At 37.2% G+C, this 24,312-nt stretch carries 19 protein-coding genes and 2 pseudogenes; 3 read left to right on the top strand and 18 right to left on the bottom strand.

The window, feature by feature from the left end; translation table 11 throughout:
* Positions 1 to 1,069 precede the first annotated feature (1,069 nt).
* The 15 genes and pseudogenes from GNT69_RS20830 to GNT69_RS20900 form a co-directional block, all read right to left on the bottom strand.
* On the bottom strand, positions 1,070 to 1,687 hold the full coding sequence (locus GNT69_RS20830; protein ID WP_203556929.1) for a hypothetical protein: 618 nt from the start codon (positions 1,685 to 1,687) through the stop codon (positions 1,070 to 1,072).
* Positions 1,688 to 1,899: 212 nt separating this feature from the next.
* Positions 1,900 to 3,831: a hypothetical protein gene (locus GNT69_RS20835; RefSeq protein ID WP_239094382.1), complete on the bottom strand. Its 1,932-nt coding sequence runs from the start codon at positions 3,829 to 3,831 to the stop codon at positions 1,900 to 1,902.
* Positions 3,832 to 3,975: 144 nt separating this feature from the next.
* Positions 3,976 to 5,268 carry an RES domain-containing protein gene (locus GNT69_RS20840; RefSeq protein ID WP_203556930.1) on the bottom strand — a complete coding sequence of 431 codons (1,293 nt, stop codon included), beginning with the start codon at positions 5,266 to 5,268 and terminating at the stop codon, positions 3,976 to 3,978.
* Positions 5,269 to 5,379: 111 nt separating this feature from the next.
* Positions 5,380 to 5,813 (bottom strand): annotated as a pseudogene (locus GNT69_RS20845) (recombinase family protein); the annotation flags it as partial.
* Complete coding sequence (locus GNT69_RS20850; protein WP_203556931.1) at positions 5,758 to 7,920, bottom strand: AAA domain-containing protein; 2,163 nt, start codon at positions 7,918 to 7,920, stop codon at positions 5,758 to 5,760. The pseudogene GNT69_RS20845 and the gene GNT69_RS20850, both read right to left, overlap by 56 nt.
* A gap of 460 nt (positions 7,921 to 8,380) precedes the next feature.
* Positions 8,381 to 9,127, bottom strand: coding sequence for a maleate cis-trans isomerase family protein (locus GNT69_RS20855; RefSeq protein ID WP_203556932.1), 747 nt, complete (start codon positions 9,125 to 9,127; stop codon positions 8,381 to 8,383).
* Complete coding sequence (locus GNT69_RS20860; RefSeq protein WP_203556933.1) at positions 9,120 to 9,926, bottom strand: alpha/beta fold hydrolase; 807 nt, start codon at positions 9,924 to 9,926, stop codon at positions 9,120 to 9,122. Before GNT69_RS20860 ends, GNT69_RS20855 begins: the two co-directional genes overlap by 8 nt.
* A 51-nt stretch (positions 9,927 to 9,977) precedes the next feature.
* A complete protein-coding gene (locus GNT69_RS20865; RefSeq protein ID WP_203556934.1) occupies positions 9,978 to 11,249 on the bottom strand; it encodes a TRAP transporter large permease in 1,272 nt (423 codons plus the stop codon).
* Positions 11,246 to 11,773 carry a TRAP transporter small permease gene (locus tag GNT69_RS20870; protein WP_203556935.1) on the bottom strand — a complete coding sequence of 176 codons (528 nt, stop codon included), beginning with the start codon at positions 11,771 to 11,773 and terminating at the stop codon, positions 11,246 to 11,248. Before GNT69_RS20870 ends, GNT69_RS20865 begins: the two co-directional genes overlap by 4 nt.
* A 105-nt stretch (positions 11,774 to 11,878) precedes the next feature.
* Positions 11,879 to 12,907, bottom strand: coding sequence for a TRAP transporter substrate-binding protein (locus tag GNT69_RS20875; RefSeq protein WP_203556936.1), 1,029 nt, complete (start codon positions 12,905 to 12,907; stop codon positions 11,879 to 11,881).
* Positions 12,908 to 12,939: 32 nt separating this feature from the next.
* Positions 12,940 to 14,406: a 4-hydroxyphenylacetate 3-hydroxylase family protein gene (locus GNT69_RS20880; RefSeq protein WP_203556937.1), complete on the bottom strand. Its 1,467-nt coding sequence runs from the start codon at positions 14,404 to 14,406 to the stop codon at positions 12,940 to 12,942.
* A gap of 34 nt (positions 14,407 to 14,440) precedes the next feature.
* Positions 14,441 to 15,064, bottom strand: coding sequence for an isochorismatase family protein (locus GNT69_RS20885; protein ID WP_203556938.1), 624 nt, complete (start codon positions 15,062 to 15,064; stop codon positions 14,441 to 14,443).
* A gap of 374 nt (positions 15,065 to 15,438) precedes the next feature.
* Entirely contained in the window at positions 15,439 to 16,044 is a 606-nt protein-coding gene (gene leuD / locus GNT69_RS20890; protein ID WP_203556939.1) for a 3-isopropylmalate dehydratase small subunit, read from the bottom strand.
* 12 nt (positions 16,045 to 16,056) lie between these two features.
* Positions 16,057 to 17,420: pseudogene (gene leuC, locus GNT69_RS20895) on the bottom strand (3-isopropylmalate dehydratase large subunit).
* A 74-nt stretch (positions 17,421 to 17,494) separates the two neighbouring features.
* On the bottom strand, positions 17,495 to 18,700 hold the full coding sequence (locus GNT69_RS20900) for a CaiB/BaiF CoA transferase family protein (protein ID WP_203556940.1): 1,206 nt from the start codon (positions 18,698 to 18,700) through the stop codon (positions 17,495 to 17,497).
* Between the two features lie 374 nt (positions 18,701 to 19,074).
* On the opposite strand from GNT69_RS20900, the gene GNT69_RS20905 reads away from it, so the two are divergent.
* Entirely contained in the window at positions 19,075 to 19,749 is a 675-nt protein-coding gene (locus GNT69_RS20905) for a GntR family transcriptional regulator (RefSeq protein WP_203556941.1), read from the top strand.
* Positions 19,742 to 20,626, top strand: coding sequence for a hydroxymethylglutaryl-CoA lyase (locus GNT69_RS20910; RefSeq protein WP_203556942.1), 885 nt, complete (start codon positions 19,742 to 19,744; stop codon positions 20,624 to 20,626). The genes GNT69_RS20905 and GNT69_RS20910 overlap by 8 nt, the downstream gene beginning before the upstream one ends.
* A 247-nt stretch (positions 20,627 to 20,873) precedes the next feature.
* Here the strand turns inward: GNT69_RS20910 and GNT69_RS20915 are convergent, their stop codons facing one another.
* Positions 20,874 to 21,353 (bottom strand): hypothetical protein, encoded by a 480-nt coding sequence (locus GNT69_RS20915; RefSeq protein WP_203556943.1) that lies wholly within the window; start codon positions 21,351 to 21,353, stop codon positions 20,874 to 20,876.
* 556 nt (positions 21,354 to 21,909) lie between these two features.
* Entirely contained in the window at positions 21,910 to 22,464 is a 555-nt protein-coding gene (locus tag GNT69_RS20920; RefSeq protein WP_203556944.1) for a hypothetical protein, read from the bottom strand.
* 838 nt (positions 22,465 to 23,302) lie between these two features.
* Between GNT69_RS20920 and GNT69_RS20925 the strand changes: the two genes are divergently transcribed.
* Complete coding sequence (locus tag GNT69_RS20925) at positions 23,303 to 24,004, top strand: DUF2161 domain-containing phosphodiesterase (protein ID WP_343206540.1); 702 nt, start codon at positions 23,303 to 23,305, stop codon at positions 24,002 to 24,004.
* Positions 24,005 to 24,158: 154 nt separating this feature from the next.
* On the opposite strand, the gene GNT69_RS20930 is transcribed toward GNT69_RS20925, so the two are convergent.
* Positions 24,159 to 24,311, bottom strand: a complete 153-nt coding sequence (locus tag GNT69_RS20930; protein WP_203556946.1) for a hypothetical protein — start codon at positions 24,309 to 24,311, stop codon at positions 24,159 to 24,161.
* Position 24,312 lies beyond the last annotated feature (1 nt).

Raw genomic sequence — 24,312 nt, forward strand, 5'->3', positions numbered from 1 at the left:
GGGAGTACTTATATTTTCGCGATGAAGTGTAACGGGGACAATCGTTAATTTCTCTTGCGGCATTAGAAAAGCACCTCCTTTTAAATTGATACTTGTATCATATCAGGAGGCGCTGCATGAAAATATGAGTTGTTTGAATTCGGGCTTACCTAAGATCAGATCTCTTCATAGCAAAACCTCCATAATATTTGATCTCTAGGAGATTATCACATATAAAAAGGCATCAAACCATGTGGGCATAGTTTGACGCTTACGTTCAATTTCCGAAGTATAGATAACAGAATCCCTTCGTTCCCTTGCCATTACAGCAATTTCATTACTACTACGAATTCTTCCGCATCTGTATTCAGCATCACTACTTTCACCCTTGTTAGTTCATCGCTTGGGTTTTTCGTTTATCATCAGAATACAGACTTCTCCTGTTCCTTGTAAGAGCCTATGCCACGCTCCTGCAACCTTTACGCCGACAGCCATCTGAACAGTAATCAGGTTTCTTTCAGACTTATCCTAGGAGTGTCAAAATCCCCTAGTTTTGACTGTATGTAAGTAGTAACGACGCTTCATCGAATTGTTCACTTTCGTTCAGCTTCATGGCACACACCTGACTAATTTATTAGCCTTTTCCATTTGCGCTCAGCACCACAACTTTTGATTGCAGCACCCAAAGGCGGTTTGAAACCTGTACCTGAATACCGATTTCGAGGGGCCTTCCCTCATCTCTTACAAAGCATGAATTTCTCGCATTTTCACTCCTTTCAGTGCAAGAAATCCTTCAGGACACACTTTGACGCTTACGTCTATACAACGTTTCGCTAAAAAACGTGGAAATCCGTTAGATATTCGGGTTGTGCGGGTTCGAATCAAACAGATATGGAGAAGACCTCAAGCAGTCTTGAAGTTTGCTAGCATCCGTTTTTCTAGTACCTTGATGTGCTATCTTGTGATTTGTAATTTTAAAAATTTGGGCACCAAGCATGGCACCAAAAGCCCGAAAAAATTAAGGATTAGGTTAATTATGATTTTCATCATTTTTCCATATTTACAATGTTCAAATATAATATTCTTTTGTTTATTCAACCTCAAATATCACATTATTTCCACCAAAAGCAGCTAAATGTGGTTCCCATCCTATTAGTTCAAAAAGTTGAGATTTGGGTAATGGAATTGTAAATCTCTCATTTTGCTCTTCGCTTATTTTTTTATAACTATACATTTCTAATACAAATAATCCTGCTAATGCATTTAGGACGTTCCCTAAATTTGCTTCTTCAAAATAGAAATTACCTTCAGTATCTTTATTTGATCGATTATGTTTTACTTTATTATAATTTGACCACCAACTAGGTGACTGGTATTCAGGATTACCTTTCCAATCGCTCCAAGGACTCAAAACCTCTTTCCACTTTGCTTTAACTTGTTTATTAGGAATTTCGGGAAAGCTCCCCAGAATAATTTCAGTATAATCAGGCATGGTCGTAAAGTTGCCTGTTGGCTCTAACAGGCTACAAAGATTTTTACTTAAAACATCAAGTTCTGAACATATTGCTTGATACTGCTTCACGTATTCTACTGAGAATGTTGAATAATTTTTTTCATCTAATTCAACATATCTTAACGTGCTGATAAAATCAGACTCCAATGTTAAATAATAAGTCCAGTAACTATGAGTAAATTCATCCTGGTTCATCAGATCACTCACCTTTGGTTGGTTAAAAATTTCTTTTTTTACTAGCATTATTTTATCATTTCTATAAAATAAAAATAGTAATAATTGATAAACACGCTATTGCTTAATAACTCTTTTGTCTATAGATTTTATTCTTTTTTAAAATCTTGTTATAGTCATAAATAAAGACTGTCAAAGCCATCGACAAAGTAAAATAAGTTTCACAACGCTTATTATAACTTGTTTTCTGTATATATACAGAAATCATCGTTAATTTTAATAATTATCATTATAAACATTCTTAAAAAAATCATATAATTAAGCTCATGTATATCCTCACTATCATCTCCACTTGGCTGCGTCCCATGACTATACCTATTACGTAAATCCAAAGCATTATTGAAAGATGATTTATTTAAGTAGTAATTAATATAATCCTGTTCAGGTCTTGAAAATAGTGAACTTTCAAATTCGGCAACTCCACATAATTCCATATCATCTAGCTTTTCCCGTAACTTCAAAGGATATCTCCAATAGTTAATAACTTCATTAGTGAATAAATCTTTCAAAATATATAAGCGGTTAATATCGTATATTTTAATGTAGCCTTCACTGTTTATTTCAATGTATTTATGTTTTATTAACCATTCTATATCTTGCCCATGATAATGTAGATAATCATTAACAGAAACTTCTTCATTCATTAATAAATCAAAGAAATTATGATACTTGCTACCTATTTTTTCAACGTATGAAAGCATACATTGATTTGAGAAAAAATAATATGTTGCCTGTTTAAAATCTTCCCCCGTACCATATACATATTTCTTTTCAAGTAAACTTGGAACATTCTTATATAGGAGATGGCCAGATGACATCTGCAACAGTTCTTGATCAATTGAATTATCTTCAACATACAAAGTAAACTGTTTTAGAACTGATTCCATCTCCGGTAAAATAGCTCTACACTTTTCTATAAAAAGAGAATGTTCCGATGGCATTTTAATTCTAAAACCGGTAATGTTAAATTCCTCTGGAATATAACTTTTGAAAAACCATTCAACAATTCCCTCAATTCTTATACCCATTTTAGTCAACTCTTTATAGTATCCAACAATTTGGAGTTTAGATAAAATGTCCTTTTGCTGAAAGGCCACCCCTATTGTATAAGAATTTTTAGAACGCATAAATACGTGCTGTTCAAAGATTCCCATTTCTTGTGGTTTATTAACAAGTGTTACCCTCATCTGTAAATCAACAAATTCGAACAAAAATATAAAATTATTCATTAATGTGTGAAAATCGTTGTTATCTTTAATCCATCTTGAGTTGTAAGAAAAAGCCCAACGCTGTCCATCAACTTCTTGTTTCACTACCTCCTCATGACTGTCTAAAAAGGTTACAGAAGTTTCCATATAAGTCCCTGAATCTTTATTAAATAATTGATTTTCCTGTTCTTCTACACGTTTCCTTGCTTTTAAACGAGTACGATCAGAAATGGTAAAATCTGAAGTACTCTTAATATTTACAATTAGACTAAGGTAATTAAGATTTGTATTTGAACTATTAATATAATTGAGTAAGATTGTCTCCTTATCCTGTGCAATTAGTTCCTTTGGAAAATAGATGGCTTCCGGATTATGGTTTCGCTCTACTTCATATTTATCTAATAATAATTCTGCAGAAGACGCATCCAATATCAAGTGTTCCCTAATCGTTTCACCATAATGGTTGACTAGTTTTTTATATTTTAGTATCTCATACAACCTTGCTCCTGGTTGTTTAAGCAGTTCAGAAAATGAATTTGTGGAAACTTTTTTATAAACATTAAATTTTTCGATTAATTCCCAAAAATTATCGGTATAATCAATATCAACCTCATTGAATAAATTATTAATATTGCAATCAGAAAACGTCTTAAGAGTTTTACCAATAAGACGTGTATACATTTTAATAATAACCTTAAACTTCACAATATCTTCTGTTGACCAAGATTTTAAGTATAATCCTGCATCAATATATTTACTTATATTGGAGAACTCAATGATTTCATTAATATTATAGCAAGTTTTATCAGGATTAAAATCCTTCATTATATTTTCTGCTTTTTTCAATTGGTTACCAACCCCAAAATCATTTGCAGAATAAAATTTAACTTTGTCCATTCCTGATTCTAACACCTCTTTTAAAAGAAAGAACTACAAGCATGCAGATTGTTCTAACGTTTTTATGCGGATTATATTTTAGTAATTACTTCGACGGCAGAGTTCATTTGCAAAATATAAAATGCTGGATATTTCTTAAATATTTCAAATATCATCATCCATCATATAAAAGGGATTGGGGTTCCAGCATTTATTGCATATTCTCATTAATTCACTAATCTGATTATGACACTTAGGACAGTTCATTGAGTATAAATCCTTTTGCCATGGAGGAGTATTAGGATTAAATAAATCTCTCCTAGTATAAACATCTACTTCAGGGTATGCATCAAATGTGTATTTTCCTCTCCAGTTAAATAACGCTAAATTGTTCCCTTGACCTCTATTACTAGAAAACTTTATACCATCAAACTTACATACCATTTTTGCTACATCAGCTACAAAACGAGGAATATAATATTCAGGCTTCCATACTTTGTCTCTAACTGACTCTTGATTGATTACCCCTTCATATATTAAAGCTGCAATGAGTAACGAATGTTTAGGAGATAAACTTTCTCCTGGTTTTGTTGTCAAATCTAATACTTGTACACTATTTAAAAGGAATTTTTGAAACCATAAAAGTTTTGACTCATTTTTTTCCATCATTTCTGCTACACAAGTATTTTTATCACTAGCTAGGTAAAGCACTGGAATGCCAATATGATTATATCTACCTTCTTTTGTTACATATTTACTTTTCGGTGCTTCTAAATCTTCATGTATAAATACCTTAGAATCTGTTGCTTCCCTGGCTCTAAAATAGATTGTGTTACTTATATTAGTGGGACTCATATCTTGTATTGCCTCTATTATCCTCTTCCCTGTGGTATGATGTGCTCCTAAATTTGGATATTTTGTAATAAAATTTTGAAACTCATCAAGTTCTTCTTTATAGGCTTTTCTAATTAGCTCATGTGTTTTATTCTTTGATTCACTCCATAACAAAAAATTAGATAATATGAATCCAATACTCCCCCTATCTTCATTTTTCCCAAAAACTACTTTCTTTTTGGTGTATAACTTATCATAGTTTCCTCTTATAAATACTTTATATTGACCATCGTCTATACCACTTATTAAATCGTTTATTGCAAAATCCTCCAATGATTGCTGACTTTGGTCTAATTGTCTCTCGATTGGAGCATCGTATATGGTATGATTAAATTTATTTTTTATAGGTCCATCTCCCAAATCAGCTATAAATATAGAGATAAAATTCTGAATATCATTTCCAACTTCATCCCATGAAATTGCACCTTTTAAAATTGCAGAAGCATTTTTATTGATTTTTTCGTTAGCTATGAGTTTACTCATCTCATCATCATTCATTAATACTGCAACAGTAAGGATATCCTTTTCATCTTTCATTTGTTCCACAAATATATAATTTGACAATTATTACACCCCTAAATTATCTGACATACTTATACGGACCATGTACAGGCATATATTTACCATTTCTACGCCTAATTCACGGTTCTTGTTTCCTTTTCTCTTACTGATTGCTCAATTATTTGATTCCTTTGCATTGTAATAAATTGTAGACCTTGGAACACCTGTTTGTTTGACAATATCATTCACGCTTAATCCGTTATACTTACGGTTAGCAAATAGTTTCAATGCCCTTCTAATTTCTTTAGTGTCCTGACCTTTCCTTCCTAGATGCTTCCCCTGTTTCTTTGCTCTTTCTCTGCCTTCCTTAGTCCGTTCGTTAATTAAGTCCCTTTCAAATTCTGCAATAGCCCAAGCATGGTAAACATCAACTTGCCAGCAGCTGTTGAAAAATCTATTTGTTCCTTTATAAAAACAATACCAATGCCTTCTTCTTGAAGCTCATGAACAATATTGTATAAATCCCTAGTGGAGCTCGCTAATCGATCAATCTTATAAACAATTAGCTTGTCTCCCTTTCTTAGATATTCTAGCGCCCTTTTTAATTCCAGAAAAAGGGCCAGTCCCCCAGCAAAGTAAAGCTTTACTCCACCGGGGGACTGACCCCGAATACCCTGAAAGACTTTTAGCTACGGGAAATACAAAAGCGTGCTCAATTAGCTCTTGTTCAAGTGTTTGAATGTCATTTAATGTCCCTCGAACTTCTTCCAAAACTTGACCCCAGTAGTTCATTTGTTGCGAATCCCTTATACAATCTTCGATTATCGTTCTTAACCATGGTTCATTTTGAAGTTTCCTTAACTTCTCAATTGATGATTTGGTTTTATTGATCCATTGAACAAAATCAACATTTGATAAATCACTTGGTGACCATTCATGAATGGCTTCCTTTGTTTGATTGACTTTCTCCTCTATACTGTTTATTTCATCTACTTTCTGTGAAAAGATACTTGTTGTCGGCAGAGTCTTACTAGATGGCCGTTCTAATGATAAAGACTGGATATCCTCCTTTGAAAGAGTCCCCAAAAGCTCAAAGAATCTTGATAATTGTGCACCAGAAAGAGGAAAATCAATATGCGGTTTTATATCATCAGGGATCCAGGAGTGACTTTGATTTTTATTCAGCCATTTTGTTCCTTCTAGTGGGGTTAATTCCAACTCACCGAAATTTTCGGTTTCATTTTCCCCCTCAGCCGCTTTGTTGATTAAGGTGTCGTAACGTGCAATATTTCTCTTAGTAGTCTTTAATTCCTCTGTTAAACGTTCGATGTTTTTCTGTAATATTTCTGGCTGCTTGGAGTCCAAATTTTCAGCAATTGTCCGGACTGAGTCCTCAATTTCTTTCACTGATTTTGAATCTCCACCGAGCACACTGACACAAAGAGCGCGAATTTCTTCCGGAATTTTATCTTTTAATACCTGAAGTGCACGTTCCTTTTCACTTGTAACCAATACTCGTTTTCCATGGGCAAGAAGGTGACTGATTAGATTTGCTATTGTATGACTTTTTCCAGTACCAGGTGGGCCTTGGATGACCACACCGTTGTTGGTTGCTAATTTTTGAGCAATTAATTGTTGTTCTTTATTTGTAGGCAGCGGAAACAGTAACTGTTCACTAACTGGTCCCCAATTTTGATGATAATCCTCTACTTTGTCTGTTTCTGTACCTTTTGTATCCGTTTCTGTTGTAGTTAGTATTCCAATCGTTTCAGGAACTGGGAAACCTTGTTTAATTTTCTCAATGACCTTTGATAATTCCTGCTGCCATAACCTGCCGCCTACGTTTCGTAAAAATAACCCTGGACTGTATGTGGAGATGGGTGCTCTCAGTCCTTTTGCCGATTCTTGTTTATCCGTTTTATATAATCCATCGGGACTTATCGTATGGACTACTTCTTGTAGGAATGGCTTAAGTTGGTCTTGTTCTAATGGAGAAAATTCAAAATCTGCAACCTGGTTCTCCATTTGCATCAATCTTGTAGTATTTGGTAAATCAATATGTAATAACATATCCGTTTCCATCATCGTACCTTTACTTGTAGGAATTAGTAAAAAAATACCTTTTTTCGCATCAAAGAGTAGCTCAAGTTTTGTGACAAGGACATGTCTTGAGATTTGAAAACCCTCAACCTCCCATTGAAGAAGTCCATGGCCACAAGCAAGTTCCAAATCTTCTCCTTCTCGCTGGAAACGTTGGTGCAATGTGAAAAGCTCCATGTAGATTTGCTGAACTTTCTTCTTTGGTGAAGCATCCTTTGCCCATATATTCCATGCATTTAACCATCGTTCACAAACAGAAACTCGACCTAAATCCTCGTCAAATAACTCAGTAATTTCATTACCCTCATCATCTTTTCCGTTGATTAAGCTAGTATGTATTTTCGGTTGCTGATCCGGATTATCATCATTTACAATCCATCGTTTCAAATCTGTTGGTGGTTTCGGCGGAGGAGGAATTTCTTGCTTATGGACTTCATACCATGCCTCTTCATTGGTCCCTTTTCCCCCAATATAAAAACCGTCAATGGTAGGAAAATCCTTTTCCCACCATATTTTTTCATATTCATTCACATGACGGATTACTTTTTCATTCAAATTTTTTACTGCAAGTAAATATTCGAATATTCTTGCCACTTTTGCTGAATCCACAGCCATTTTCCCCCTCCTCTAAGCAAAAAGTACTATGTAATTATATTAGCATATATTGGTTATATTTGGATATGTATTCCCTAACAGGAACATTAGAACAAAAAAGAATGCTTTCGAGAGGATAGGGACATATTCATATTTCATGGGGATTAGTAGGAGTTTAGGGGGCAATACAAACATAACCGACAATTCATCGATTCCTGCCATTGACATCAAAACCTACTATAATGAAAAGCCTGTCATTGAAGATGCTCTCTTACTGCTACTTGAAGCAAAGGTCCTGCTGCTATCAAACAATAACTACAAGATCACTTCAGACCTATCTAAATAAACAATCCCCACCTTCGTTGGAAGATGGGGATTGTTTTACACTTCTTTCTCTATACGGCAAAATGATTGCATTGTTACTACCTTCGGATCGCTTGCATAAACATCCGTTTATACGCAATCACTAATGTGTTAATTTTTAGAATTCTCTAAACAATCGTCCGAATCCATCCATTTTGTCCATAATGCCTTCACCGCGCAGTGCATGCCAGAGTGTAGCAGCATTGATCGCTATAACCGGCTTACCAAGGTAACGCTCTGCCCCATCGGCCAAGCGAACCATTGACAAGTTCGTGCCGCATTGGATGATGGCATCGACATCTGGGAGATTTACTTCGTTAATAGCAACGCGAAGTTCATCTTCCGTTACTTCAGAAATAGCAACGGCGTCTTTAACCTTTAGACCTTTAATTGCCTTCACTTCATAGCCGTATTCCGTGAAAAATTTCACCACTTGCTCATCACCCGGAAGTTGATACGGAGTAACAATCCCGAGAGTTTTTGCGCCGTATTTTTGGAGCGCATGGTGAGTAGCCGAAGCACCCGAATACACTTTCAAACCGTTAGACAGCTTCTTGACATTTTCCTCAAACCTGATATTGCCTTCGCGTCCGCCAACAAAGGTTTCGCCGGACATTCCCATCACCATGCAGCTCGGCCGGCAAGTCATGACTCGCTCAATGGCAGGCGGCATTTCTCTACGAACCTGGTCAAGTAAGTTCTCGAACAGATCGTCGCTACTTAAACGCATATCCTTGATATGAATGCGACCCATATGGAATGTTACACCATAAGGAGCCATCATATTGAAATCAGATTCAACCGTCGTGTTTGTAGACGGTGCCAATACGCCAGCCTTCATACGAAATCCAATCGCATTAGACATGTGAATTCCTCCTAAGTAATTTCATATTCTTTAAAAACTCCACTACCAATTTTGCAGTTTCATCCGGTGCCGTCTGTGCTAAGTGATAAGGTACATCAACCACTACCTCTTCCGGATGCTGCAGCATTTGTCGGACAAGTTTATTCTTTGATAGGAGAGGGTCCTCTTTGGAAATCAGTAGAAATATGGGTTGTTTTAACTTTCTAAGCGCAGGTTCTGGATCGTAATCAAAAGCTTCCCGATATCCCCAATCGTAGGTAGTCCCCGCCTTCATTACGTCCATTACTGCATCGTGGTTTACCACTTTTGAGGTCTGCTTTCCCCATTTTTGTTGAAAGAAATCCCACCATTGCTGAAAGTGACCACCCGATTCTTCAAGTTCAAATGCCTTCAAGTTTTGGTGCAGTTTTAAGCGCTCATCTTCCTGAAATAAAGGCACTCCGTTTAAAATTAGCTTCTTCACCCGGTACGGCGCTTGATATGCCATCTCGACCGCTACGCTTGCACCCATATGCACACCAAGAACAGAAAATTGTCTAATTCCCAACTGGTCCATCATTTGCAGCAGCAATCTTGCATATTGCTGCATGCATAATCTTTCCGTCGGCAATTCCGAGTCACCATAACCGGGTAAATCCGGTGCGATCACGTGCAGATGCTCCCGAAGACGATGCATGAGGGGGACGAACACCTTAGAAGATCGCGGCATTTCGTGGATGAGCAACAGACATTCCCCTTGCCCACACTCGCGATAATGAATTTGTTTCACTTCCACATCTATAAAACGTCGTGTGATCAAAGTAATTTCACCCCTTTCCGAAAGGATCTGCATAATCCCACTCTAAGTCACCTACAAGAACAGTTTTGGTATATATAAGGAAATGGATGGCACATAGGTAATTAATAGCAATATAATTAAACTGATAATAATAAAGGGAATCAGTTTAGCTGTGATTTGTTCTATCTTCACTTTTGTTATAGAGGATGCAATAAACAGTACAGCCCCTACCGGCGGTGTCATTAGCCCAAGAGTTAGGTTAAGCACAACAATGACCCCGAAATGAATCGGGTCGACTCCATAAGTAATGGCAATAGGCAGCAAAATAGGAACAAGTAAAATTAGAGCCACAATCGAGTCGATAAATAATCCCACAACCAAAAGCAAAATATTACTCAACAACAGGAACATTAAAGGACCGTCGGCCAATGCCAGAAAGATCTCTGCAATTCTTTCCGGCACTTTTTCATAAGCAATAATATATCCGAAAATATTTGCGGTTGCTAATAAAAAGGTAACGATCGATGAAGTAACGCACGCATTCAGGAAAATTTGCCATAGGTGTTTAATTTTTAGATCTCGATAAAGGAAAAATCCTACGATTAGTGCGATGAATATGGCAAAGGCTGCCGATTCCGTTGCAGTAAAGATTCCTGAGGTAATCCCAACCAAAATGACAACCGGTATGAATAAGGCAGGTAAAACCATCAAAGTATCTTTGAAGGCCTGATTCAATGGAGCTCGATCTAGTTTTGGCATATTCTCTTTTCTAGCTACGAAATAAATATATATCCCAAAAGCTAGACTAAATAAAACGCCAGGAACAATACCTGCCAAAAATAATCCTCCGATTGAAACACCCGCGGTTACACCATAAATAATGAACGGTACACTAGGCGGGATTAATGGCCCTACTATGGAAGACGCAGTGGTTAAGGCAGTACTAAAATCCCTCTTATATCCTTCCTTCTCCATTGCTGGAACCATCACTTGACCCATAATAGCAGTTTGTGCAGCGGAAGAACCAATAATCGACGATAGAAACATATTTGCTGCGATATTTACATAAGCCAGTCCGCCTCTAAAGTGTCCGAAAATGGTTTTTGCAAAATTGATCAACCGTTGCGTGATTCCGCCGTGATTCATTACTTCTCCAAGTAATACGAATAAAGGGATGGCCACAAGTCCGAAGTTTTGAAGTCCATTCATCATCCTTGAGGGCATCGAACCAAGAATAGTGAAGTTATCAGTTACTAAAACCCCTACCAAGGTCGAGAGTCCTAATACAAATGCGATAGGCACACCGATAAGCAAAAGTACAAAAAAGGCAATGACAACGATCATCTAGCATCCTCTCCCTTCGCCCGTAAATCGGTGATGACACTAGATATTGCGTCAATCAGATTTTGAATAGAGAAAATAAATATAGTCAACATTGAAAAAGGTAATACTGAATACAAAACCCATAGTTTAATAGGAAGTGTAGCTGAATTACTATTAATCATATTTGGGGTAGTTACAAATCTACAAGAATAATAAAATAGGACGATACTGAAACAAATAATCAAAGTATGAATGAACATATCATTGAATCCGCTCAATAATTTAGGGAAACGATCCTTCAAAATTGTGACTGCTGCCATATCCATCCTTTTTACTGCAATACTTCCCCCGATTAGAGTAAGCCAACACAATAAATATAAGGATAGCTCATCAGCCCAAAATATTGGGGATTTAAAAAAGTAGCGAAAAAATACAGCTACAATCATATTAATAGTTAATGCGACTCCTAAACTAACAGCTAATATTTGATTTAGTTTTAGCAGGCCATTAGAAAAGGAAGCGTATACCGCCAATATTATTTTCATTTATACTATTCACCTATCTTTTTAGATTGCCAACTTCAACTGTAAGGATGATGCGCTCACGATCTCTTTGCAGCCGAAGTTGACAACAACTATATCAGAACTTTTTTATTGTTGGTTAATTTCATTTGCCTTCTCCAAAAATTTCCCGATGTACTCTGATTTAGCACTCCAATCATCTCGAACTTTCTTAACAATGGGATCAAGTTCGGATATATCGAAATCGTGAATAATGACCTCATGTTCCGTAGGGAGCGAAGCCAAAATATCTTTTTCATTGACGGTTACTAAATCGAAGGATTCCTTCGATTCATTCTGAACTACTTCTTGCATCAGCTTCTTGTCTTCCTCAGAAAGGCTGCTCCATTTATCGTTATTCATAACAACACCCATTACCCAGTTCATGTGACCGGTTGGGGTCAAATGTTTCGCAATCTCATGCAAGTTGATCGTACGAATGGATTCCGAGTCAATGTCAATACCGTCAATGACACCAGTCTGTAAAGCGCTATATACATCAGGTAATGGCACTGGTGTTGGAGAAACACCGACAGAGTTGAAGAAATCAAGGATGGTCGGACTTGGTGTTGTTCTTAGAGTCATATTCTCTAAATCTTTAAGAGTTTCCACAGGTTTTGTCGTTAGGAACCATCTATAACCTGATGTAATGTATCCCAATCCTTTAACGTTATCATTGACTAAAGTGTCATATAATGACATGGCCTCTTCCGAAATAGCCAATTCGTAAGCCTTTTCATGAGAATTAGCCAAGAATGGCATCAACCATGCTCCGAATGCCTCAGAACGGCTGCTCAGTGACGATGTTCCTACTAAAAGGAGATCAAGAGCCCCATCATTAAGCTGAACAAACATATCATCTTCATTCCCTAACTCACCTTGAGGGTATACTGTTACAGAAATCCTGCCCTCTGATTTCTCTTCTAATTCTTTTTTGATCGCGTCAGCAGCCATTCCCACGGAATGGGAAGGCGGGGCAAGATGACCGATTGAAATCTTAATCTGTTCTTCCGATGACTCCGCGTTGTTAGAAGCAGTTGAATCGCTGCCGCCACATGCACTCAACACCATCAATACACTAATCAACAAAATTCCAATTAGGATCGTATACTTTTTCATAAAAATTCCTCCTATAGTCTGTTGATTTACCTTTATTGAGGCATATAAACCTCTTTCGTTGGGAGTGCGTATTCATTCAAACATTTATCAACCAATTCAACCGTTTCATCAAAATTATAATTTCGGAACGAATGGCCTCTTACCAGGTGGTTAGGCCCTGCGTAGAAAATTTCGTAATGCTGGTGCCGTCCCGCAAATTCTGACCCGATCAAATCCCATGCAAGCTTCATAATTTTTGCCCTTTCCTCAGCTTCAGCAGCAGACGTTCCTAGATATCGGTGAATATCATTTTTCGTTTCTGGATTTAACAACTCCATATACGATGAAGGCGGCTGCAAGACACCCCCTCCAACTAATTCTCGGAATAATTGGATAACTCTTGGGTACATTTCATTTTGCATGCCCATGGCACCGTACAGAAATCTCGCATTGGGGCGCGCTACTCCTTTAGGATCAATCTCGCATTGATATTCTGACGCAAGCAGGTAACCTTCAACGGAGGCAATGACAGAGGCAAGCTCGCCAAGTTTTTCCTGGACGCCTGGTATTTTATCAATTCCGTTCATTGCGGTAATCTTTCTAGCTAATCCTAGGATAAATTTCAATTTTGTCACCAATCTTATTTGCGCTTGATTGTTCCCTAATGCATGTGCAGCTGTGGCGAAAAAGAAATTCTTAGAAATCTCAATATTTTGGTTATTAAACACATGCTCCCAAGGGATAAAAACATCATCTAAGACGACAAGCGAGTCGCTTTCATCAAATCGAGTGGACAGCGGGTAATCGAATACACTTTTCTTGTCCATCGCATATCCTTGTCTTGCATACAGTTTCAACCCCGGTGCATTCACAGGTACCATTGCAGAGAATGCATACTTTTCATTGCCGGGTTGTAAAGGCTGAGCACTACCTATAAAAATATAATCTGCAATTGCGGCGCCGGTGGCCAACATTAAAGCTCCTCTAACGACAATCCCGTCTTCTCTTTCTTCACGAACTGCAGCAGTTGTGAACCCATCATTTAGTTCAGCTGGTGCTTTACTCCTGTCCACTTGCGGCGGCAATAGTGCATAAGTCAGATATAGACTGTTATCTCTAGCGTACTTATAAAATTTTTTCGCGTTCTCAGCATATTTTTGTCCGCCAAGTCCAAAGACATCCGGGTTGCCTGCAAAACCGGCCATGAAGCTTGCCACATGTTCCGGCCCTCTTCCTAGCAAACCATAAGTAGCTTCTGACCATTTTTGAATCGCTTCACGTCTTGCCGTTAAATCCTCCCTACTTCTTGGAATCATGTAAACTTTATTTGCGAGATTGCCATCCTCCGTTACGTACGTCATTTGCTGTGATTCATCAGCTGCCATATCATACAATTTAGCCACGCTTTCTGAAACACCCTTGAATGCGGGATGAGTAGTAATATCTTCCACTTGTTCACCACCGATATAAACACAACGCCCGTCTTTTAACGACTCTAAATATTGTTTACCTGTTCTCATTAGTAAAACCCCTTTCCTATCTCAATTTAATAAACTATAAAGTTTCAATATATTTGCATACATTTTCCAAAGACTCCACATCACCGTATTTCGTGTTGATGTCGTACAAATTCGCCTCATGTGCTGTTTGTGAGCGATCGCCTACACACTCAACCGGCACAATCATGCGGTATCCGTACTGCAGACCGTCTACAACCGTCGCCCGAACGCAGCCTGAAGTCGTGGCGCCAATCGTAATGATTGTGTCGACCCCGGCAACTGCGAGCAAGGAATGAAGAGAAGTTCCGAAGAAGCTGCTCGCATATTTTTTAATAATAAGCGGTTCCTGATCTGGATTCCGACCGAGCCGCAGGTCAATGTCTACCCAATCCGTGCCTTCGAGCAAAATATCCAACGCTGGCACTTTCTTAATAAAGTTGCCCGCGTCAAGATAATGCTTTTCGTAGCTTACAGTCGTAAAGAAGATTGGTACATTCTTCGTTCGGGCTACATCTAGTAGCTGTCGGGAGGCATTCACCTCATTCGTAAAATCTGATCCAAGTGGACTATTTTTGTTGGTAAATGCGTTAGCAAAATCTACTGCAACAATGGCTGGCCTTTTTCCCATTCCAATTTTGTGGGCGAAACCTTCAAATTTCTCATACATATTACTCCTCATTCCTTTTGTTTATTGGTGATTAGATATATTTCCAAGGTTAAGTAGCTCGTCACTAGGCAGCATAGGTGTTCTTCCCCTTCCACAATAAGAATAGCTCTTAGGATTGGGTAGTTGTTCATCACCTTGTATACAGTAGACTGATCTTGTTTTAACAACTATGTCGTTGAAGACTGTTATTCTCATTGGCTTAGCCCACAGTGTTATAATAAGTATGGAGTACGCATTATTTATTTACACAATATACCTAATATTCAGTTATTTTATAAAAAAGCGAAGGTTACTTGTCAATTAGTAGTCTTTATAATATAGTAATTAACTATTTGAATTCTGCAAAGGAAGCTGATAAACACTACTAATCCTTAATTTCTGACTGGTCATGGAATGAAATAGTGTACAGTATGACCTTCCTCAAACTTGGAGATATGATCGCTGTAGTTTAAGCTCAAACCAATGTCGTCTATCCCCTCCATCAGCATTTTTTTTCTAAAATCCTCAATGTCAAATGAAGTTGTAAAGGAATTATTATCGGTAATAATGCATTCTTCCAAATCGACATATAAGTTGAAATCTGTACGGTTACTTGCTTGTTCAAATAAGTAATCGATTTGCTCCTGCTTTAAGGTGATTGGCAGTAATCCATTTTTAAAGCAGTTATTATAGAAGATATCTGCAAATGATTCAGCAATTATGACCTTAATTCCATAATCTTTTAGAGACCAAGGGGCATGCTCCCTAGATGACCCACATCCGAAATTCTTTCGAGTTAATAGAACAGTGGCATTTTTGTATTCGACTTTATTGAAAATAAACTGATTATTTATTGTTCCGTCTTCATTAAATCTCCAGTAATAGAATAAAAATTGGCCAAAGCCCGTCCTTTCAATTCTTGTTAAAAATTCTTTAGGGAGGATTGCATCTGTATCAATATTAGGCCTATCTAATGGAATTACTTTTCCTTTTATTTTTCTAATCGGCTCCATATCCCTTCCCCCTTATCTTGTAGGATGGTAACTCCATTTTCTGATATCCACGAATTTACCCGCAATCCCTGCAGCTGCAGCCATTGCTGGACTTACTAAATGAGTAAGTGCGTTGCGCCCTTGTCGCCCTTCAAAATTACGGTTTGAAGTAGACGCACATCTCTCTCCAGCTCTAACCACATCTTCGTTCATTCCTAGACACATACTACATCCTGAATCTCTCCATTCAAATCCAGCATCAAGGAAGATTTTATCTAAATTTTCCTTTTCAGCTTCCTTCTTCACGGATTGTGATCCAGGTACAACTAATCCACGGACATGTGGTGCAAGCTTTTGACCTTTAACTACTTGAGCCGCTATTCGTAAATCCTCAATTCGGCTATTTGTACAGGAACCAATGAAAACGACATCAATTTCAATTTCACTCATCTTAACTCCTGGTAGCAAACCCATATAATCTATAGCCTTTAAAGCGCTTTCACGCGCGTGTGCAGAAGCGAAATTATTAGGATTAGGCACGACTGAGTCTATTCCCGTAACCATTCCTGGGTTAGTTCCCCATGTTACTTGAGGTGCAATTTCTTCTGCATCAAATTGTATAACCTTATCAAACATTGCCCCTTCATCCGTTTTAAGAAGTTTCCATTCCTCAATCAATTTTATTATTTCTAAGTCGCCAGGTCCAAATTCTCTCCCTTTGAGGTATTCAAATGTCTTTTCATCAGGAGCAATAAGGCCAGCCCTAGCTCCCATTTCAATGGACATATTACAGATGGTCATCCGTTGTTCCATAGAAAGATTGCGAATGGTTTCGCCGGAGTATTCAATAACATAGCCTGTCGCAAAATCAGTACCATACTTACCGATAATCGATAAAATCAAATCTTTAGCATTAGTCCCAAAAGGTATTTTTCCTGTCACTTCAATGTTAAGGGTCTTTGATTTTTGTTGTTGTAGGCATTGGGTAGCAAGCACATGCTCTACTTCACTTGTTCCTATTCCAAATGCAAGTGCTCCGAAGGCTCCATGAGTAGAAGTATGACTGTCTCCACAAACAATTGTCTGACCAGGAAGTGTTAAACCTAACTCAGGTGCAATAACATGCACAATGCCTTGTTTTTATGGGTAAGATCAAAAAGTCTAATTCCAAATTCCTTACAATTTTTCTCTAAAGCTTCCACTTGTTTTTGGGCAATATTATCTTTAAATGGGAATGTCCGATAAGCAGTAGGTATACTGTGATCCATCGTTGCAATGGTTAAATCAGGTCTTCTTACTTTTCGATTAGTCATTCGCAAACCATCAAAAGCCTGGGGAGACGATACCTCATGTACAAGATGTAAATCGATATAAAGCAAAGATTGCCCCCCATCCATGCCTGCCACCAAATGTTGTTCCCATATCTTCTCATATAATGTTTTTGGATACACAGTATCCCTCCCTTACGAAATTAAATAACTTTAATTTCTTTTAATTCAGCGATTCTTTCTTCACTATATCCAAGTAAATCTCCATAAACCTCATTGTTATGTTTGCCCATGTACTCCGCACCAACAAATTTCACCTTTCCAGGTGTACGACTTAGCTTCGGAACGATTCCTGGCATTGGAAACTCTCCTAATTCCTCATGCTTGGCCTTGATAATCATATCTCTAGCTTTATATTGCGGATCTTCTAGAATCTCTTTTGCGGAATAAATTGGCCCGGACGGTACCCCACATTCTTCCAGAATAGCAAGACATTCCTGAGTTGATAATGTTTTGGTCCATTCCTCGATACGTTGATCCAATTCATTCATGTTATCGCTTCGAGCATGGTGAGATGAATACTTTGGATCTTCAAATAATTCCGGTTGCCCCATCGCCTGACATAACCGTTTGAAAACACCATCAGCATTTGCGCCAATAACAATATAAGAACCGGTTTTTGTCATATAAATATTTGAAGGCGAGACACCTGGAAGAATGTTCCCCATACGTTCGCGGACATAGTTAGCTAATAAGTAATCCGGGATAATACTTTCCATTACGGAAAAGACAGATTCATAGATTGCTGTATCTACCACTTGGCCTTTTCCAGAGGTACCTCTTTCGTGTAACGCTGTTAAGCACCCAATTGTCGCAAATAAAGCAGCTAATGTATCTCCAATTGAAATCCCAATTCTAGAAGGTGGGCGATCAGGAAACCCTGTCACATAGCGAAGACCTCCCATGGCCTCCCCAACACTCCCAAATCCTGCGCGACTTTTGTATGGTCCGGTTTGTCCAAACCCCGATGTTCTAACCATAATAATACCAGGATTAATTTCTGATAATGTTTCGTAGGACAAATTCCATTTTTCCATTGTACCTGGACGGAAATTTTCAATAATAATATCCGATTCTTTTACCAATTCCTTAAATACTTCCTGACCTTTTTCTACTCGTAAATTCAATGTAACGGATTTTTTATTTCGGGATTGAATCGGCCACCAAAGCCCGTGTCCATCCTTTTGTTTCCCCCATTGCCTCATTGGATCTTCCTTATCCGGCGGCTCTATTTTGATAACTTCTGCTCCAAAATCAGCAAATAATCTTCCAGAAAAGGGACCTGCTAGCAATGTACCAAGTTCAAGTACACGTACCCCTTCTAATGGTAATTTTTCATGTTGTTCCATTAAAAAACACTCCTTCCCATATATTTAAGGAAATCATATTATTCTATCCAAATCTATCCGTGTGGACAGTACGAATCCGTAAACCTTTTTATTAATATTAATTACAATAATCTGGGCTCCTTACCACCACCTATCGACCTTCCAAATTCTTAAACTATTTTTCTATGGTGCACTACTATTATTGAAATAGTATCACATTGTATACATTAAAACAACAGAATTTTTTAAAAAGATTTAATTTTCAGAAAATGATTGTTTTTTTGGGACCTTTTAACTATTTTTCGCAATTTTTTTGAGCGGAATTAAAGCTTTTATATAAATTCATTGAACTCATAGATTTGTTTGTATACAATTAATTACAGTGAGGTGATCTTATGGATCCGTATACTTTTATTAAGGACGCAATTATTACAGGGAAATACGAGCCTGGGGAAAGATTAACGGAAGAATTCTTAGCAAAAGAGTCCAATGTTAGCCGTACACCAATACGCGAAGCTATTAAACAATTAGAGTACGAAGGGTTAATTACACCGTTGAAAAGAGGGATTACTGTCCGAAGCTTTTCAAAAGAAGATATCCACCAAATTTATGGTCTACGGGCTTTGTTAGAAAGTTATGCAGGTAGTCAAGCTGCTCAAAACCGAGACGATGATGACCTAAACAACATGATGGACGCGAATGCTAAATACACGGAGGTGATTAATCGAAACTTACAAAACCGTGACATGAAAAGTATTTATGATATTGTAAAGGTAAATTCAGTCTTTCATGAAACAGTTTTAGCCGCATCCAAGAATGAACATCTTCGTTTTCATCTCTCCAAAGTAGTAGTAATCCCACTTGTTTTCCGTTCGTTTTATTGGTATGACGAAAATCAATTAAAACACTCCTTAGAAGCTCATCAAATTATCGTTAGAGCAATTCAAAACCAAGATACAGAGAGAGCCAAAATTGCCATGCAAGAGCATATCTACAAAGGTCGGGATCATGTATTAAAACATTACGATAAATTAAAAAGGAAATTTCGAAAGGGGAATGAAGATGATTAAAATTTGTGAAGTAGGCCCTCGTGATGGATTGCAAAACGAAAAGAAGATTCTAACAACTGATCAGAAAGTTGAATTAATCGAACAATTAGTTGCTTCAGGAATTAAGAAGATTGAAGCTGTTGCGTTTGTGAATCCGAAAATAGTTCCGCAAATGGCTGACGCTGAGGAAGTCATGAAGCGAGTACCTATAGTAGATGGGGTAACATATGCTGGTCTTGTCCTTAGTCGCTCAGGTTTAAAGAGGGCTCTAAGTACTAATGTAGATATCCTTCATGTTGTTACTGCTACTAGTGATGATTTTAATTATAGAAATGCCAGAAGAACAGTTAACGAATCAGTAGAAGAGTTAACAGTAGTCATTCAAGAAGGCGTACATTCAGGAAAAGTTGTAAATGGTGTATTAGGAACCTCTTTTGGTTGTCCTTTTGCGGGGGAAGTGCCCGTTGATCGTGTAATGAAAGTAGCAGAAGCATTTATAAAAGCTGGGGCAGAAGAAATTACACTTGCAGATACAACTGGAATGGCAAATCCAAAACAGGTAACAGAAGTTGTTAACACATTTAACAATAACTTCGGAAATTCCATTAAAATAGGTCTGCATTTCCATAATACAAGAGGCCTTGGAATTGTAAATGCACTGGCTGGATATCAAGCAGGAGTTCGCTGTTTTGATTCTTCGATCGCCGGACTCGGCGGTTGTCCATTTGCACCCAAAGCAGTTGGTAACGTCTGTACAGAAGATTTAGTTAATATGTTTGAACAAATGGGCGAACCTACCAATACCGATTTAAATAAACTAATAGAAACTGCTCAATGGATGGAAACACAAATGGGACGTCCTTTAGATGGCATGTTAATGAAAATGGGAATTGCCTAAGGACTATTTTAAATCGATTAACGATTCTCTTTCAAACGTAATTTCGGATGTAATACGATTCAAATGACAAACCTCAAATTGAGGAAATATTATTATTGAACCGTTTAACTAAATTAAAATATTCATATTATCGTGCCCCTTTTATAATAGTGGTTCATATTGAGTCTAATAGATTATTAATAGATTAAATTGAGGATTGGACTATTCTAATCCTCTTTGTATTCACTGTTTCAAAATATAGAAATGATTACCAAGAGATGTCATCCCTTGACATTGGGGTCCCCCACCGATTTAACGCTTTACTACGGTGGGGGACTGACCCCAATGACCGTGGAATGTTAGCTTTTGGACCAAACAAGGTTTTGTTCAACATTTCAAAATCAAGATACTTTATTATTTTCTCATTAGCTTCTTCTGGTGTTAACAAAGCATAGTAATCCCCATATTGAGTATGGCAAATTTTCAAATCTAAATGTGCCAATCTTTCTATTTCTACTATCCAGGAAGCATCAAACCATCTCTCAAATCGAATGGGAAAAAGGGCCAGTTGCTTTGGATTGTTTTCATTCATATGATAAGAGAGGACGTCTATCATTAATTGCACTATTTCCCTGTGTTCGTTCTCAAGTTCATCAAACATTTTAATTAATTCTTGTTTATAACTAAAGCATTCAAATGATTTTGCTTTATAAATTGCTTGTTTTAGAATCTTGATAGTATTTATCAATTTTATCCACCCTAATTCAATTTATCATTAATATTTGAAGATTGAATCGTCTACACTTAACTGGACAAAAAAATTTAGGTGCAAGTAGACTAATACCAAAATGTGGATATAATGCCTAATCATAAGTGATCTACCCTAGAAACTTTATACGAGTGGTAGCATGATACCCTAGGCTGGCAATGCCGATGTTGTAACACCTGTCTTCTCGGCAGGGAACTCATGTCCGCAGAGAACTCCGTGTCAAAATTCGGTTGTCTTCCGCACCCAATTCCATTTTTGTATAATCAAGTAAGAGGACGTAAGATTTTCTTAAAGCAAATACTTAGTCTAAAGCTGATTACGCTCTGTAAACATATAAACCTTTACTTTATCAACAGTTAGATATTCACTATCCTCTTTGAGCTTATCATCCTTGTCCACCCAGAACACTATTTTCCATTATTTTAAATGGCTCATCAAATATAAATGAAAATGCAAATTCTACTTGATTTATTACCATTTACTTCAATTGTATGCTACCTAAAATAAAATTCTATAAAACAACAGAATAACTTTGTTAGCCTTTATCTATTTCCTGCTTCTCCATTTTTTCTTTCAAAAAGTCCTTAGAAATCCACTCCTGACTTTTTTCATCAAAAGTTACTTCAAAGACTTTATTTTTATCACCTTTGGATTTCTGTGCTTCAAGGTGTGTTAATATTTTATCCATTGCCCTATCCAATTCATCTGAATCCTTCAACCCATCAATTTTAAAAAAGTAATCATCGGTTTTAAGGTTTGCCCTTACACTTAGCGTAACTTCTTTTTCTTCAATATCTCTTGGTGTTATTTTCGAATATTTTTTTCCACGTGTTGTAAGCCAAACCTTCTTAACCATGAGCTTTATTGCATCCCAGGCCGCATTAGTTCCAATTGATTGAACAAATGAGGATACAAGCGATGCCTCTAAGTAAAATGAAATAACCCCACTTATTTCATCAAAGCTTGCTTGCGGTCTCCCCTCATAATCATACGTTTCAAAATAAATATCATGTTTAGTCATTAGTCTTCTAAGATAATCAATATCCTCATTTGGAATAGCTCCACCTAAATAACGTAAACCAACTTTCATTAAATCCCCCCATATATTCCAAATATTACCATAAGGACCTTAATTGCTAAATCCCCTAATTATTATAAAGGAAAGTAACATTAGTCAAAACCAATGTATCTCATCAATTTTATTTCTTAGCAACAAGTCCTTCAAATTTTTCATAATTCACCTTTAACTCCATCATCAAAATCTATTTCAATTTGCATATCCGCCATATGGTGTAGTAATTCATCGGATGTTTTCACAATTTTCTTTTCAAGAGATTATAGTTCTTTCTTGTAACTCGTTCCTGTGCGTTGCGATCCCAAGAGTAGACAATTATAAATTCGGATTTCTTCATTGTTGTAAGTGCCTAACACCCCCCGGATAATCTTGTTTCACAAAAAGTGTTTCACAGATTCGTTTTTTCCATATTAAACCTCTATCTTTTACAATTACAGTCGGTTGATATGGAAATGCTAAATTCCAAAAATAAGCCTTGGCAGCAGCTAAGGATTAAAAAGGGGCAAAAAACAATATACAATTTCCAGATGGTACCTGTGACAATCCCCTTCTTGCCCTCTATAGATTCTAAATAAGAAGTATTTCCAGCTGTTCATTAATGTCCCTGCCCTCATAATAAACAGATAAAGGTAACAGTTTTGATTTTTTCTCTTTTGGGACATAGGAAACAGAAATGATCAACAGGTATTGGGCAATACAATGGTAAGTAATGAACATGAATTTCCCATCCATGTCACCTCTACCAATCTATAAACTATACTGTCTACACTTCATAGTTTATAAAGAATTTATCGTCGAATATGTTAGAATGAAATCTAGTATTTCAAAATGGACGGTGCGATTATTGGGAAATGTGAAATTGAAAGAGATAGATTTGTATGAACCAATTAATAAGTATTTTAAGCGTAAAGGCTACGAGGTGTACGGGGAGGTTAAAGACTGTGATATGGCAGCCATTAAAGATGACCTACTCATACTTGTGGAATTAAAACTTAACTTAACCGTAGAACTACTCATTCAAGCAACGAAACGACAACGGGTGTCGGAGCATGTATATGTGGCCATACCGAAACCGAAAAAGCACAACCCCCGTTCAAAAAAATGGCGAGATACGTGTCACTTACTCCGGAGGTTAGAATTAGGATTAATACTCGTTTCCTTTACGGAAAAGCAAAGACGAGTGGAAATCATTATAGAGCCAACACCTTTTCACCGTCCGATTAGTATGGGTAAAGCCAAATACCTTAGACAAGCAATCATAAAAGAAATAAATGGTCGAAGTGCGGATTATAATATAGGTGGTTCTAGCAGAAAACAGATTATGACTGCTTATCGGGAAAACTGCATCCAAATTGCCAGTTATCTAGAGGAACATGGTGAACTATCCCCTAAGCAGTTATCGCAAATGGGAACAGGAACGAAAACGCAATCGATATTAAGTAAAAACTATTATGGTTGGTTTATTCGAGTGAAGCGAGGTATTTATATACTGAGTGAAAAGGGAAAAACGGAATTACAGCAATACCCTGAGCTGGTGGAGTATTACCGTTCATAGTTGCCAACCAATCTAAGGGCAGTCCCTAATCTATTGTTTCGCTGGGGACCGCCCTGTATCTCTCCATGGAAAAAGGTGCCAGTCCCCCATTGTGCCATGTCCAGAGAATATGTGGCAACACCTGAGATGCTAGTGAGTTTTTAAAAGATTAATCCTATTTAATTTTACCATTACTACGATTAGTAATCTCATCTTTCTTCATCAGCTGTTCATCGATGTCCCTGCCTCCATACATTACACGGATTATGGTAACTGCATGGTCTTCATCTTTTGGGATATAGAAATCCAAAAAGTTATCAACAGGCATC

Source organism: Bacillus sp. B15-48 (genome assembly GCF_016879755.1).
Taxonomy (GTDB): Bacteria; Bacillota; Bacilli; order Bacillales; family Cytobacillaceae; genus Mesobacillus_B.